At 45.9% G+C, this 13,524-nt stretch carries 10 protein-coding genes; 7 read left to right on the top strand and 3 right to left on the bottom strand.

Features of this window, described 5'->3' with window-relative positions; translation table 11 throughout:
- Window positions 1-213: 213 nt before the first annotated feature.
- The 7 genes from A3L12_RS07405 to A3L12_RS07380 all read left to right on the top strand — a co-directional run bounded on the left by A3L12_RS07405 (window position 214) and on the right by A3L12_RS07380 (window position 9,933).
- Window positions 214-456 carry a LysO family transporter gene (locus A3L12_RS07405; protein WP_088883025.1) on the top strand — a complete coding sequence of 81 codons (243 nt, stop codon included), beginning with the start codon at window positions 214-216 and terminating at the stop codon, window positions 454-456.
- Window positions 453-1,037 (top strand): lysine exporter LysO family protein, encoded by a 585-nt coding sequence (locus A3L12_RS07400; RefSeq protein WP_088883024.1) that lies wholly within the window; start codon window positions 453-455, stop codon window positions 1,035-1,037. The genes A3L12_RS07405 and A3L12_RS07400 overlap by 4 nt, the downstream gene beginning before the upstream one ends.
- Window positions 1,038-1,340: 303 nt before the next feature.
- Window positions 1,341-5,120 carry a helicase-related protein gene (locus A3L12_RS07395; RefSeq protein ID WP_088883023.1) on the top strand — a complete coding sequence of 1,260 codons (3,780 nt, stop codon included), beginning with the start codon at window positions 1,341-1,343 and terminating at the stop codon, window positions 5,118-5,120.
- Window positions 5,104-6,141 (top strand): hypothetical protein, encoded by a 1,038-nt coding sequence (locus tag A3L12_RS07390; protein ID WP_088883022.1) that lies wholly within the window; start codon window positions 5,104-5,106, stop codon window positions 6,139-6,141. Before A3L12_RS07395 ends, A3L12_RS07390 begins: the two co-directional genes overlap by 17 nt.
- A 123-nt stretch (window positions 6,142-6,264) precedes the next feature.
- Complete coding sequence (locus A3L12_RS07385; RefSeq protein ID WP_088883021.1) at window positions 6,265-8,595, top strand: Eco57I restriction-modification methylase domain-containing protein; 2,331 nt, start codon at window positions 6,265-6,267, stop codon at window positions 8,593-8,595.
- A 2-nt stretch (window positions 8,596-8,597) separates the two neighbouring features.
- Window positions 8,598-8,774 carry a hypothetical protein gene (locus A3L12_RS08325; protein WP_157726715.1) on the top strand — a complete coding sequence of 59 codons (177 nt, stop codon included), beginning with the start codon at window positions 8,598-8,600 and terminating at the stop codon, window positions 8,772-8,774.
- 166 nt (window positions 8,775-8,940) lie between these two features.
- Window positions 8,941-9,933 carry a methyltransferase domain-containing protein gene (locus tag A3L12_RS07380; RefSeq protein ID WP_088883020.1) on the top strand — a complete coding sequence of 331 codons (993 nt, stop codon included), beginning with the start codon at window positions 8,941-8,943 and terminating at the stop codon, window positions 9,931-9,933.
- 19 nt (window positions 9,934-9,952) lie between these two features.
- Here A3L12_RS07380 and A3L12_RS07375 read toward each other — a convergent pair whose 3' ends face one another.
- The 3 genes from A3L12_RS07375 to A3L12_RS07365 form a co-directional block, all read right to left on the bottom strand.
- Window positions 9,953-10,591: an alanyl-tRNA editing protein gene (locus A3L12_RS07375; RefSeq protein WP_088883019.1), complete on the bottom strand. Its 639-nt coding sequence runs from the start codon at window positions 10,589-10,591 to the stop codon at window positions 9,953-9,955.
- Window positions 10,592-10,620: 29 nt separating this feature from the next.
- Window positions 10,621-12,081 carry a hypothetical protein gene (locus tag A3L12_RS07370; protein WP_088883018.1) on the bottom strand — a complete coding sequence of 487 codons (1,461 nt, stop codon included), beginning with the start codon at window positions 12,079-12,081 and terminating at the stop codon, window positions 10,621-10,623.
- Window positions 12,082-12,177: 96 nt separating this feature from the next.
- Window positions 12,178-13,452, bottom strand: a complete 1,275-nt coding sequence (locus A3L12_RS07365) for a dicarboxylate/amino acid:cation symporter (protein WP_088883017.1) — start codon at window positions 13,450-13,452, stop codon at window positions 12,178-12,180.
- Window positions 13,453-13,524 lie beyond the last annotated feature (72 nt).

Raw genomic sequence — 13,524 nt, 5'->3', positions numbered from 1 at the left:
GGGGACTTACCGATGACCTACTAAAGGAAGGGTGTGTAAAGGCGAGGACATTCAACGCATTCTGTGGCAACTTACAGCAATGAAACGATGTCCACAACTTACGGGCGATTAAAAAGTCAAAGAAGGATAACGTCGCCGGAGGAGTGTGTATCATACTCCCCTTGAATAGCATTAAAGCGTTAAGTTTATTATTTAAAGGGTTGAGTGGAATTCATGAACATCTTCATACCCCTCCTCTTGGGGGTCCTGATCGGCCGCATCTTCAGGCAGAAGCTTCGGATGGATCTGGATAAGCCTCTGAGTGCTACCCTTCTCCTTTTAATCTTCTTTATGGGCGTTGAAGCGGGGAAGGTTGAAATCGATGCCCTAAGCCTTTTGATAGTTTCCGTAACCTTTGCGGCACTGACCATACTGGGCAGCCTTGCATTCTCGCTCTTAGTGGGGGGGAGAAGATGAAATTCCTGTACCTCGTTCTTGGAGCCCTCTTCTCGGGCATCCTGGTGGGAAGATACACCGGCGCGGACTTCGGAGATCTTTCCGTTCTGACGCTCTACCTCCTGATTTTTATAATTGGAGTTGACATAGGGAGGAGCAACGCCCTTGGAGCGGAGATCAGAAAAGCGGGCAGGATCTCACTCATACTCCCCATAAGCACGACCCTTGGCTCCCTTTCAGGAGGAATCATAGCCTCCTTCCTCGTGGGGACTCCCCTAAAGCTTGGACTCGCAATCTCCGCGGGTTTTGGATGGTACTCCCTAACCGGCCCCCTGCTGGCACAGTATTCCCCCCTTTACGGGATTATAGGTTTTTTGGCAAACCTGACGAGGGAGATCTTCACGATAATCTTCTATCCACTGGCAATAAAAAAGATTCCAAAGGAGCTCGCCGTTTCGATGGGCGGTGCAACCACTATGGACTCCACCCTTCCGGTACTCGTGAAATTTGGAGGAAGGGAGATAACCGTACTGGCCTTTATACACGGCTTCATACTCACGGCACTGGCACCATTTTTGATATCTTTGATAATGCAGCTTTAGCTTTTGACGTGTTTTCAGGGTTTTACGGGCCTTCTGGGGTGTTTTGTATTTTCTGTTTTATGAAATCCTCTTCACTGGTGTTCAAATTCCACTCCAACTTTAAGGGCTCCAATAAGGCAGAGCTTTATCAATTATTTTGATTTCCAAAGGTACTTTATTCCTCTCAAAATTAAGCCTTAACAATATCCTTTACCAACTGCATATTTTATCATTATTTTTCAGGTTTATTTGTTATTGATAACCCGGACAGGTCCAAACTCAATTTAGAAAGCTTTTTTAAAGGCAGGATAGTTAGTACTATGTATGTTGGGGGTCGACTCAACAAAAATTATAGATAATACTTCCGGTAGGTTTCTCAAAGATGCCATAAGGGATATGCTGAGAGACAGCATAGAGGCAAAGTTTGCTGTGGGGTATTTCTTTTTAAGTGGGTTTGACTTGGTTGAGGAGGATTTTCCCAAAAATGCGAGTAAAAAACCCTTTTTGAAACTTGTGATGGGGAATGAGACCACCCTACCTACAAAAGAGGAGATAATTGAGGGATACAATCTAAGGGAATTATTTAAGCAGAGAATGATTGAGGAGCTTCAGTCCAGGGAATTAACAGACCGGCAGATAGACCGATTAAAGAAACTTAGGGATTACATCGCAAAAGGGTTGATAGATATAAAACTTTACGACAAAGCGAGACTTCATGCCAAGCTTTACCTGTTTTTAAAGGATCTTGGGGATAGGCATGGGTCTCCCGGAGTGGCAATCGTGGGTTCTTCAAATTTTACAGCTGAAGGATTGGCGAGGAATAAAGAGCTGAATGTAATTTTAACTGAGAGGGACGATGTTCTCTATCTCAACAAATGGTTCGATGAATTGTGGAATGAGTCCGTTGATTTTAATGAGGATCTAATCAAAGTTATTGAGATTTCAGGTGCTATCCCGGGGGCAAAATATCCAAAGCTTGGTAAATTTATTGATCCTGAAACCCTATTCAAATACCTTGTATATAAATGGACGGAAGGCAGGATCCTAAATCTGAGCGAAAAAGATATTTTAATGGAGTTTCAGCTTGTGGGCGTAATTAACGCTATAAGGATTCTGAACTATTATAATGGGGTGATTCTTGCGGACTCTGTTGGATTGGGAAAGAGTTTCATGGCAGCAGCGATAATTCAGGATTTTATAACCGGGAATTTCCCCCACTGGATACCGAAGGGTAAGGTTCCAGCAGTCATGCTGATCCTTCCACCATCTCTGATATCCCAGTGGGAAGATTTGCTTGTTGGGAGAGCTGATGATAGAACTTTGGCAAAGCTTAAGAGGGGAGAAAAAGTTAGAGTGAACTCGGAATTCTTCTTTAAGAAAAACTTTAAGAGAATTATAAAGGATGATTTAAAACGTGAGGATGATTTAAAGGATGATTATAATCACAAAATATACGAGATCTATGATGAAAGCGGAGAAAAACTTCTGGGTAAGATTGCATTTCTATCGCTTGGTCTTTTCCAGAACTACAAGGCAGATTTAAGCAAAGGAAATGTTGATGAAAGACTGAAAAAAATGGCCGATGAATACGACCTTTTTGTTATTGATGAGGCCCACAAATACCGGAACAAAAGCACAAACCGGTGGAAAGCTGCGAGGTTTTTACGGAGAAAATCCAATAACGTTTCAAATAAATTCATGCTCCTTACGGCCACCCCTCTGAACAATACGATAGATGACATTTACAACCTGATAAGAATATTCACGGATGATACCTTCAAGCCCTTTAAAAACAAAAATATCGCGATTGACGAATTAATAAGGGAATACAAAAAGCTCAAAAGGAGATATGAGGAAAATAAGGACGACAATGCCAAAAACGAGCTAAAAAAAGTGGCCATTGAGATTAAAAGAAATGTGCTTGATGAGATAATGGTTTTAAGGACAAGAAAGTACATTCTGGAGCAGTTCAAAGATCTGGAGATGAATGGCAAGAAACTTGTCTTCAAGGATCCAAAACCCTACAGCCTTGATTACTCCCCGTTCTACACAGACAGGTTTAACGCCTTAATAAAACTCATATCAAAAAACATGGATAAAATTAACTTTGAACACACGAAGCTATACGGCGTGAGGTATATTGTGTTTGAGGAAGACGAAGAGGAAGGAAAATATAGAATAATAGAGGTCTCTGACCTGTTCAGACTCTTGCTCGGTAAGAGGCTGGAGAGCGATATATTCGCCTTTGAAACAACCCTCAGGAAGATCTATGAGAAGGAGAGAATCTTCTACTCCCGGTTTAAGAAAGATGTCGACAAAATAATGAGCGAGGAGGAATTGAAGGAGCTGATTCGGGAGGCTTTGGAAAAGGCTAAGATCAAAAAAGACCTTGAAGAGGTCTCAGAGGAGTTCAACGCGGAGGCTGAAGATGAGGAAACACGGTTTGATAAGGTCATCAAATTGTTGAACGAATATGCTGAAGAGTACAATCCCCTGGGTTCGTCGATTGAAAAAATCAGGATAGGGTTAAGGGTAGCCTTAGACAAGCTTGAACAGGATTTAAAGCTGATGGATGATATATTTGAAGCACTTGACGGGCTTAAAGTTGAAGAGAATGGCGATTTCAAGGTACTTGGGGTGGTTCCGAGGGATGAAGACGAGATCGTTAAATCAAGAATTTTCTGTTATAAGAACGATCCCAAGCTCGAAGCCCTGAAAAATCTCATTGCAATTCCAAAATACAAATCTGAGAGACTTTCACATATTCCAACATTGAATGGTAAGAAGATCCTCATCTTCACCCAGTACAAGGACACTGCCTATTACATTTATCACAATCTTAGGGAGTGGATTGAAAGAGAAGTTGATCTCCATCCATGGCTTAAGGATGATAAAGGCAGGTTAAAGATTGCACTTGTTACCGGGGATACCGACACAACTACAAAGATCAACTACATAAAGAGGTTTGCTCCAGAGGCCAATGGTGGAGAGAAAGAAGTAGAAAGGTATGGAGAAATTGATATTCTCATATCAACCGACGCCCTTAGTGAAGGCGTTAATCTGCAGGATGCGGATGCTGTTGTTAACTTTGACCTGCCGTGGAATCCCATGATAATCGTCCAGAGGGTTGGAAGGGTGAATAGAATAGGAAACGAGAAGGATGTTTATGTCCTGAACTTCATTCCCTCGGAGGAGATAGAGGTTCTTGTAGGAATTCTGAACAAGCTCAAACAGAAAATCGAGGACATAACGCTTGTTGTTGGTAAAGAATCCAGAATACTCAGTCCCGAGGAGAAAATAAGCGTTGAGACATTTGGTGAGAGGATCAAGAGGATCTCCGAATTATCAATGACCGACCTTGAAGAGCTCGGTATTTCTGAGGAGTTCAAGCAGTGGTTTAAAGGTGGAATTCCGCAGGAGCAGATCGATGAGTACAGGCTTCTGAACATCATACAGTACGAGCTGGGATTAACGAAAGAGGATTTTGAGGAGGTCGTGAATCTTGAAGATGGGCCCTATTACACCTACGTAAAATCCGGATCCAACAGGATCTACAGCATTTACGAGTTTTATCGCGGGGGTTACAGGATAGATAAGAAGATTATCAGCATGGGTGAAGATGGATTGAAGGAAGAGTCTCCCCTTGTCCTGCTCGAGCTTGTGAAGGGCGGGGCTATGAATCCGGTGAAACTCGATGTTGCGGCTGAAAAGCTGAAGAAGATTGAAGAAAAGGCTGAAGAAGAAGTTGAAAAATTAAGGAGAGAATTTAAACCCAAACAAAAGGGATTTCTCTATAACTTATTAAACGCGTTAATTTTAAAAAGGGAGGAGGTAAGAGACTCTGAAGAGTATAGAAAGAAATATAACAACATTGTTAATAAACTTCAGCTACTGGACTATCACCAGTATTCGAGGGAGATAAAATCTCTGCTGGTTAAGAATAATTTAATTCAGGTTGAAAGGAACAATAATGTGAAAATCAACGACGTTAAAGGTGTCGTTGATGCCCTCTATAAATACTTTAGAATGAAGAGGCTGGATGACATCGAATCGTTAAAGGTGGAAAAGAAACCGCTGGGGTGGTTCTATGCCTATAACGGTTGAAAAATTAAAGAAAGACATCCTCAGGAGGATTGAAAAGTTTGAGAGAAAAGAAATCGAGATTTCAGGGAAAAATTATCCCGTTTACATCTTCGAGAAAGATGAGGATATAAACCTCTTCGATGGCATACTTTTTGCCGAAACCGACGATAAGAGGGAACTTTCCAGCCTTTTAAATTACAAGCCACCAGTGAGTGGCTATGCCGCAAGACTTGGAATCATAGTTTACAGGGGAGAGGAGGTTATTATTAAGGACTACAGGGCTAAGGACAAGTATATCAGAAAAACGATAGCCAAGATAAACAAACTCTTCCTCAAAAAGCTGTACAAGGCTTTGGAAGAGCCAAGCCCTAAGAATTTTGAGGAGCTATTTAACAGGTCCGACGTAATTGAAGAGTTCTACGTCCTTTACAAGAAATGTAAAGAGTTTTTGCTCGAAAATATCAAGGGGCTTTCCGGAGATAGGGAAAGAAGGGAATTCGTGGATAACTTCATGATGCAGATGCTCACACTCTGGTATCTGCAGGAAAAAGGATTTTTCAACAAAGATAAGAGATACTTCATAACGAAATTCGAAGAGCTAAAACAGAGAAAGCTTCTGGGCGGATTTGAGAGCTATCACGATTTCTTAAGGCATTTCTTCAATAAGATAAGCGGGTACTCCGATGGTCCGTACGTTGAGGACGAGCACATAGGGAAGTGTGTTGTCATCGGCCCGGCGGTATTTCTGGATGGTGAACGGGGGAACAACGAAGCCATAACGATTCCGGATAAGTGCTTTTATCAGAAGGGGGTCACTGAGAAGCTGGTAAATTTAACACCAAAGGGCAGAAGAAGAATGATTTCTGAAAGGGACATTGATTTTGACGTTCCCCTGCTAAACCTTTTTGAGAGCAGGGACTGGGTCGATGGGGACATCGACGAGTACGTCCTTGGCTCCCTTTATGAAAAGTTAATGACAGAAGAAGAAAAAAAGAAGACCGGCTCGTATTACACCCCGGGGAAGATTACAGAATATATCTGAAAGAACACTATCGAGCCATATCTAATCGATAGAATAAACAAGAAATTCAACAAGGGATATAAGAGTATAGACGAGCTGATCAATTCCGGAGGGAAGGATGAGCTGCTTGCCCTTTTTGATCTATTGAAGGATATTAAAATCCTCGATCCAGCTGTTGGTTCCGGTCACTTCCTCGAGAGTGCCATTAAGGTTCTCGTTGATATCTATCAAAACTTAAAGGATAGGGTAAAGACGGCTGGAATTGAGAAACTTGAAATTCTCGTTGCGAATGATGAAGGAAGGATAGAGCCATTTAACTTGCTTGAAATTCCAGAAAAGGAGGGGATGTTCGAGATTTACGTCAAATTCTTCATAATTCTGTCGAGGAACGTTTACGGCGTCGATATAAAGCCCTCGGCACTGAAGGTAGCGAAGGCGAGGCTTTTCCTTACTCTCGCGAGGCATTTCAACGCCGATGCGGGGGTTTTCATCAGGTTTCCGAACGTTCATTTCAATCTGAGGGAGGGCAATTCTCTTATTGGCTACGTGAATTTACCGAGGAAGGAAACGAAAGATGGGGAGGAACCCAGGGAAAAACAAAAATCACTGCTTAGTTTTATTTTAAAGGAGCAGGAGATCCAGGACATTGAAAAAAGGATTAAGGTTGATGAAGAGCTGAAGGAATACCTGCCATCAATCGCAAAGGCCCTTGGAATTAAGGGAAACATTCTCAGAGAAGTTGAAGAGATGAACAGGATCCTTGCGAAAAAGGAGATCGACTGGAGGGACTTTGAGAGGGTTTTAAAGACGAAGGAGAAGCTCACAAGGATTCTCGTGGCATCCTTAAATTCGAAGTATGCGGTTAAGCTGAACGGTCTTCTTAATTACATAACCCACCTGTTTAACGGTAAACTGGATGAGAAGTTTGCTGGGGAGCATGGAATTGATTTAGATGAGTTAAAGAAGATAAAAACCTTCCACTGGGCTTTTGAATTTCCTGAGGTTATGTTGAGGGAGAATCCGGGGTTTGATGTTGTGGTGGGGAATCCGCCGTATGGGAAAATAAAAAATATGGATATTCCAAAACATGAGAAAGCCATTTTTTCTAAAATTTACAAGCATTTTTACACTAAAATAGGTGCAAATATTGATCTTTATAAAATGTTTTTGGAGCGATCAATAAGTTATGTATCTAAATCTGGGTATTATTCATTTTTAGTCCCCATAATGTTTTGGGGCGATAAGGAAAGTTTTGAGTTAAGAAAACTATACCTGAATTATCATATTAAAGCAATTTTACACTTTCCTTTAGAAACGACCACTTATTTATTTAAAAAAGGTATTAACTATGAGGTCTCAATATTCATACTAAAAAAAGCAAATATGGAGAAAACCAACTACACAATTTATGTCTTTCCGTTTATAACTACTGAGCAAGTAGAAAACTTAAATTCTATCGTAGGCCAAAGAATAGATAAAAATTACATTTATGAAAATTCCAAATTACTACGATTGCCTCTTTTAAGGAATGAAAAGGAAAAAGAGATTATTGAATATCTTAAAAAGTATAAAACCTTTGGAAATTACATTAAAGGTGAGCCTTTAGGGTGGATTTTTGATGGGAAATTGCATGAAACTAATGACAAAAAGTACCTATCTTCAAAACCTACAGGGGAACTTGCTGTTGCAAGTAACCATATTAAAGATTGGTTTGTAGATTTAGAGCCGAGAGAGGAAGAAAAAAGATGGATAAAAAACGGCGATGAATTTAGAAAAAGAAAATTAAACAAGCAGATACTTTCGGCAAAAACAGTTGGAGAATTAATGAAAATATCACCTAAGCTTGTTGGGAGACAAATGGCAAATAGAGGAGAAAAAAGAAAACTTCATTTTTCCATTTTATTTGGTGATTACATATTGACCAATGGTGTAAGAGTTATTATACTCAAAAATGATTATCACAAATTTAAATATTATGCCATACTACTATCATTATTTAATAGCTCTTTACTTGACTGGAGATTCCAAAAATATTCCTTGACTTATAATATAAAACCTTATGAATTAGAGGAACTACCCATTATTGATTTAAATAATCCTAACCTAAATTCGCTTGTGATTATTGCCAAATACATGCTCTTCCTCAAACAGTACCAGAATTACTTTGCCAAAAAAGATAAGCACCTCCAATACATCATTGATTATTTTGACAACCTGATAGACTGTCTTGTTTATGAGTTATACCTTGGAGATGTAATAAAAATCCCGATTAGACAGTTTGTAGAGGATAAACTTGAGGACATAGATCTTCCAGACAACTTACTTGAAACTTCTGAAAAAGAACGAGAAGAACTACTCCTAAATATAAAAAAGGTGTTTGATGCTCTTGAAAAGGACAAAAAACTTAATGAGAACCTCCAGCTTATAAAACTGCATCCATGGGTTAAAGCGATATACACCTCCCTTGGGGGGTAAATATGAGAATAAAGGTTTTGAAGATGAAACAGATCCTTCAAAAAGATTTTGAGGATGAATATCAAAAAGGCCCAAGGATGGAATTAAATGTCTTAAGTAATTTTAAAGAAAATCTCGTGCTTTCAATAATTGATTTTTGGACTCGCACAAGAGTCTCCCGGCAACGATATGGGGTTTGATTCCCCTTTCTTTGCCTCACGCCCCTCCTCCCGCAGAAGGGGGATTCCTCAAGGTTTTTGAAGACTGCAGGTCGTCAAATGGGTAAAGTTCAGTTTTGAATATTAAGGTTTTCGAAGGTCCTAACCTTGGCCAAACCCTTAAAAACCCCGCCGGAGAGCCCGGATCATGCTCTACGTCAGGATTCTCGGCAGCCTCCCGGAGATGGCGGTGGACGAAGTAAGGGCAATGCTCGAGCTCGGGGGCGGAAGGATAACCGGAAGGGACTACCTACTGCTCAGGATAGAGGCGGACGAGAAGGCCTTCCCCTTCCTCGACAGGCTCGGTCTTTCCCACGAGTACGGAAGGCTCTTGATCGAGGCGGATTCCGTTGAGGAGCTCCTCCAAAAGGCCAGAGAAGTGGACTGGCCGATCAGGGGGACCTTCAAGGTCGATACGGAAACCATGGCGAACTGCAGGCATAGAACACTCGACCTCCCGCGGAAGCTCGGCGCGGTTATCCACTCAATGGGCTTCCCCGTGAACCTCTCGAAGCCGGACACCGTCGTGAGGGTCCACTGCGGGGAAAGGCTCCACGCCGGGGTAATGCTCCGCTTCTTTGATCCAGCTGACTTCGAGAATAGAAAGGCCCACAGGAGGCCCTTTTTCAGGCCGATATCCCTCCATCCGAGGATCTCCCGGGCCATGGTGAACCTGACTAAAGCGAGGAGGGAGCTCCTCGATCCCATGATGGGCGCCGGCGGGATACTGATCGAGGCAGCGTTGCTCGGCCTGAAGGTGTATGGCGTTGACATAAGGCCGGAGATGGTGGAAGGGGCCGAAAGGAACCTGAGGCACTACGGCGTAAAGGACTACGAGCTGAGACTTGGAGATGCGACGGAACTTAAGGAGCTCTTCGGAAGGAGCTTTGAAGCGGTGGCAACGGACCCGCCCTACGGCACCTCCGCAACGCTGGCCGGAAGGAGGAGGAACGAGCTCTACAGGGAGGTCCTCCGGAGCATCCACGACGTCCTGAAGCCCGAGGGCAGGGTTGCCATAGCCTTTCCGGCCGACTTCCGGGCAATGGAAGAGGCGGGAGAGGTGGACTTAAAGCCCATCGCCCGCTATTACCAGCGGGTCCACAAGAGCCTTGAGAGGTACTTCTACGTTTTCGAAAGGTAAAAAGGACATCGGAAGGGCTTCAATCGCTGAGCCAGATCTCCAGCCTCTGCTTGCCCTTCCCGAGACTGGAACGCTTGAACTTCTTCAGGTGGCCTATCTCCCTTATGTCCTTCACGTGCGTTCCGCCGCAGGGTATCACCTCGAAGTCCCTTATCTGGGTGTATCTGGTCTCTCCTTCCCACCATATCTTCATCTCGCCCCCTTCATCCACGAGGCGGTTGAAGGTCTCCACTATCTCCTCCTTCCAGCGGTTTACGTTCTCCGGGTAGACGATGTCGTATCTTCCTTTCTCGGCACTCATCCCACTCCCGTAGGGCTCCCATTCGCCGGGAAGGACGACGTTCAGGACGTGATCGAGCAGGTGCAGGGCGGAGTGCATCCTCATGAGCCTGTAGCGGTAATCCCAGTCTATCCTCAGCTCCACCTCGTCGCCCTTCCTGAACCCTCCGGGCTCCGCAAGGACATGCCACACGTCGTCCCCGTCTTTGTAAACGTCGATAACCTCCACCCCGTTTATCCATCCCCTGTCGTGAGGCTGGCCGCCGCCTGTGGGGTAGAACACCGTCCTGTCGAGGAGTAGGGCGTTCTCCCTCACGTCAAGGACCTTTGCCTTTGCCTCCTTCAGGTAGGCATCCTCGTAGTAGAGCTTGCGCGTCATCTACATCACCTCCCTATCCTGAAAGGGGCTCAGCGCCCCCTCCAGATGACTATCGCACCGAGCAGTAGAAGGAGGGCGATGATCCCCCCAACAACCTGTCCGGTACCGCTCATCCCGGTTTTCTCCGCGGGAAGGGTGTATTTAACCGTTGCCGAGGTGTGGTTGGAGAGCATCTTCGTAACGTCCTCCGCCGGGGCACCGTAGCGGACGAAGATCCTCGAAACAACCTGCAGGGAGTTCCCATTCTCCAAGACGGTCATCCTGAAGCTGTTGCCGTTGAGTTCCTCGCTTTCGTTCCCCGGAACCTCGATGAACTCTCCGCCCTCAGGGAGGTTTATCGTGAGGTAGAAGGTGTGGTTGACGGCGTAGTTGAGCCTGCCCTGAAGTCCGTTCGTAAGGCCGAGGGTCGGATCGAAGCTGTAAACGTAGGAGCCGTTCTCGAATTTCGTGAAGTTCCTGAGCATGTACTCGGCATCGACGACCAGCGGTGCGCCCGTTTCGTTTAGGCCGAGTATCCTGACCTTCCCACTATCCACGAGGGCTCCCCTGTAGGAGAGGGCTATCGAGTAGGTCCTTTCTATGTATTCAGTTGCGTTCTCAACGCCGTAGGAGAGTATCTCCTTCTTCCTTGCCTCGACCTCAGATGCTGGCTCGACGTACTCGTCCCTCATACGAAGCCTGACGCTACCGTTGGCGTAGACGTCCAGCGTAACGTACTCGTTCATAACACTGCTCTGGTAGTGCTCCTCACCTTTGTACGGGGCCCTATAGCTTACGTAGTAGCCATCGTAGTCCCCAAAGAGGGCTTTGTAGCCTTCGGGAGGCAGAAACGGCTCGAGGTAGATGTAGGAGCTCACGATGACGGTATCGCCCTCCACCTTCGACTTTACAAAGAAGCTGCTCGAGTTGTACTGCCGGGCGAAGGCCCTTGGATAATCGATCGGAGTGGCGTTCTCAGGGAGCTTCACTATGAATGTGCTGTTGATGTCCACCGCAAAGGGAAACCCCGTGTCCGGAACGTTCATCTGGGAATAGCCCCTCGTCGGGTCTATGGGAACCTCCCAGTGGTCGTCGTAGGAGTAGTACTTTGAGAAGTTCAGGGCTATGGCGTTGAAAACGAGGGTTATGTTCTTGCCTTCCGTGATTCCGTAGGCCTTCACGCTCTCGTTGGCGAGACTCATCCCCGACTGGGTCAGGCTGTAGACGTACATCTTGAGCTGGTCCTTTTCGAACCTGTCCACGGCCTCCTCGACGGTCATGCTGCCGTTCTTTGTCCAGTTAAGGATGCCCTCAATCTGCTTCTGAATCTCATCCTCTGGCTCGAGCCAGACGGTTTTGAGGGTTATGTTGGCGTTTCCGTCGGGCATAACCACTATTGTGAAAACGAAGTCCTGTTTGTAGGTCTTCGGCCGATCCTCCGCGAGCCCCTGAGTTGAGATGAGCGGGAGTACGAGGATCGCAACTAAAATCATCACAAGCGCTCTCTTCATAAAGCTACCTCCGTTTAAACTGTACCGTGGATAGGGCCACGCCGGAGTATTTAACTTTATCCCAAACCCGGAATAAAGGGGGAGAAAAGAGGGGGATCACTTCTCCCACTTGGAGAGGTCCAGTTCACCCTCGGTCTTGGCCACGATCGTCGTTCCCGTGAGGTCGCCGGTGACGTTGACCATCGTCCTCCCCATGTCGAGGATCGCGTCTATCCCGAGTATCATGGCGTAGGCAAGGGCCACGGGGCTCCCGGGGGTCAGGTCAAGACCGACACTCTGCAGCACCATTGCGAGCATTATGGCCCCGGCCCCGGGGACGCCGGCCGTTCCAATGGATGCCAGCACGGCCGTGAGTACAACTACCAGCTGCTGTCCGAGGGTAAGGGGGTGGCCGATGGCGTAGGCCACGAAGAGCACCGTGACACCCTGATAGAGGGCCGTACCGTCCATGTTTATCGTCGCACCGAGGGGAAGCGTGAAGGAGAATATCCCCCTGTCGACACCCATCTCCTCCTCGGCAACGCGCATCGTAACCGGCAGCGTCCCACTGGAACTCCTTGTAACGAAGGCCGTTATCATGGCATCCTTGGCCTTCTTGAGGAACTTTACGGGATCGAGGCCGTAGATCTTAAGGAGAACTAAGTAAACAAGGAGTATCTGGAGCGTCAGACCGATGTAGACGGCAACCACGACCTTAACCAGCGGACCAGCCACGTTGGGCCCGAACTTGCCGACGACGTAGTAGATGAGGGCGAAGACACCTATGGGGGCGTACTGCATAACCCCTCCGACGATTTTGTACATCGCCTCGGCACTGGCATCGAGGACCCGGTAAAGGGTTTCGGACGAGGTTCTGAGCCTTTCGTCCCGGCTGTTCATGAGGTAGCTTACGGCTATTCCAAAGATTATGGCAAAGAAGATCGTTGGAAGCACCTGACCGCTCGATATGGCGGCAAAGGGATTGGTCGGGACTACGTTGAGGAGCGTCTGGACGAGGGAAGGCGCCTTGGCTTCTATTGCCTTTCCAGCACCGGTTCCAAGCTCTATTCCGGTCCCCGGCTTAAACAGGTTGCCCATCAAAAGACCGAAGAACACCGCAAAGGCCGAGGTTAACAGGTAGTAGAGGATTATCTTAACGCCCACCCTTCCGAGCTTTGCCGGGTTAATGCTGGCGGATCCTACTATCAGAGAAAACAGCACAACCGGCATCACAAGCATCTTCAGCAGACGCACGAAGAGATCGCCGAGGGGCTTGAGGGTCTCAGCGTATCCCGGCAGCACTATTCCGGCGATAATTCCGAGAACCAGCGCCGCCAGAATCTTTTGAAGCACGGGCACCTCCAGATACGCCCTGAGCAGGCCTTTTTTCATCGATCATCCCTCCTACCGTTGGGTTCAAACGTATCAGCGGGAAAGTTAAGTGCTTGATAATATATAAAACTT

Source organism: Thermococcus sp. P6 (genome assembly GCF_002214525.1).
Lineage (GTDB): Archaea > Methanobacteriota_B > Thermococci > Thermococcales > Thermococcaceae > Thermococcus.
The sequence above is the reverse complement of the archived record's forward strand: the minus strand, read 5'-3'. Positions and strand labels throughout refer to the sequence as shown.

Bases quoted from the DNA above. Each gene is read 5' to 3' on its own strand.
- A3L12_RS07375 (WP_088883019.1), bottom strand. From the start codon at position 10,591: ATGACGCGCAAGCTCTACTACGAGGATGCCTACCTGAAGGAGGCAAAG.
- A3L12_RS07395 (WP_088883023.1), top strand. From the start codon at position 1,341: ATGTTGGGGGTCGACTCAACAAAAATTATAGATAATACTTCCGGTAGG.
- A3L12_RS07380 (WP_088883020.1), top strand. From the start codon at position 8,941: ATGCTCTACGTCAGGATTCTCGGCAGCCTCCCGGAGATGGCGGTGGAC.
- A3L12_RS07390 (WP_088883022.1), top strand. From the start codon at position 5,104: ATGCCTATAACGGTTGAAAAATTAAAGAAAGACATCCTCAGGAGGATT.
- A3L12_RS08325 (WP_157726715.1), top strand. From the start codon at position 8,598: ATGAGAATAAAGGTTTTGAAGATGAAACAGATCCTTCAAAAAGATTTT.
- A3L12_RS07370 (WP_088883018.1), bottom strand. From the start codon at position 12,081: ATGAAGAGAGCGCTTGTGATGATTTTAGTTGCGATCCTCGTACTCCCG.
- A3L12_RS07405 (WP_088883025.1), top strand. From the start codon at position 214: ATGAACATCTTCATACCCCTCCTCTTGGGGGTCCTGATCGGCCGCATC.
- A3L12_RS07365 (WP_088883017.1), bottom strand. From the start codon at position 13,452: ATGAAAAAAGGCCTGCTCAGGGCGTATCTGGAGGTGCCCGTGCTTCAA.
- A3L12_RS07400 (WP_088883024.1), top strand. From the start codon at position 453: ATGAAATTCCTGTACCTCGTTCTTGGAGCCCTCTTCTCGGGCATCCTG.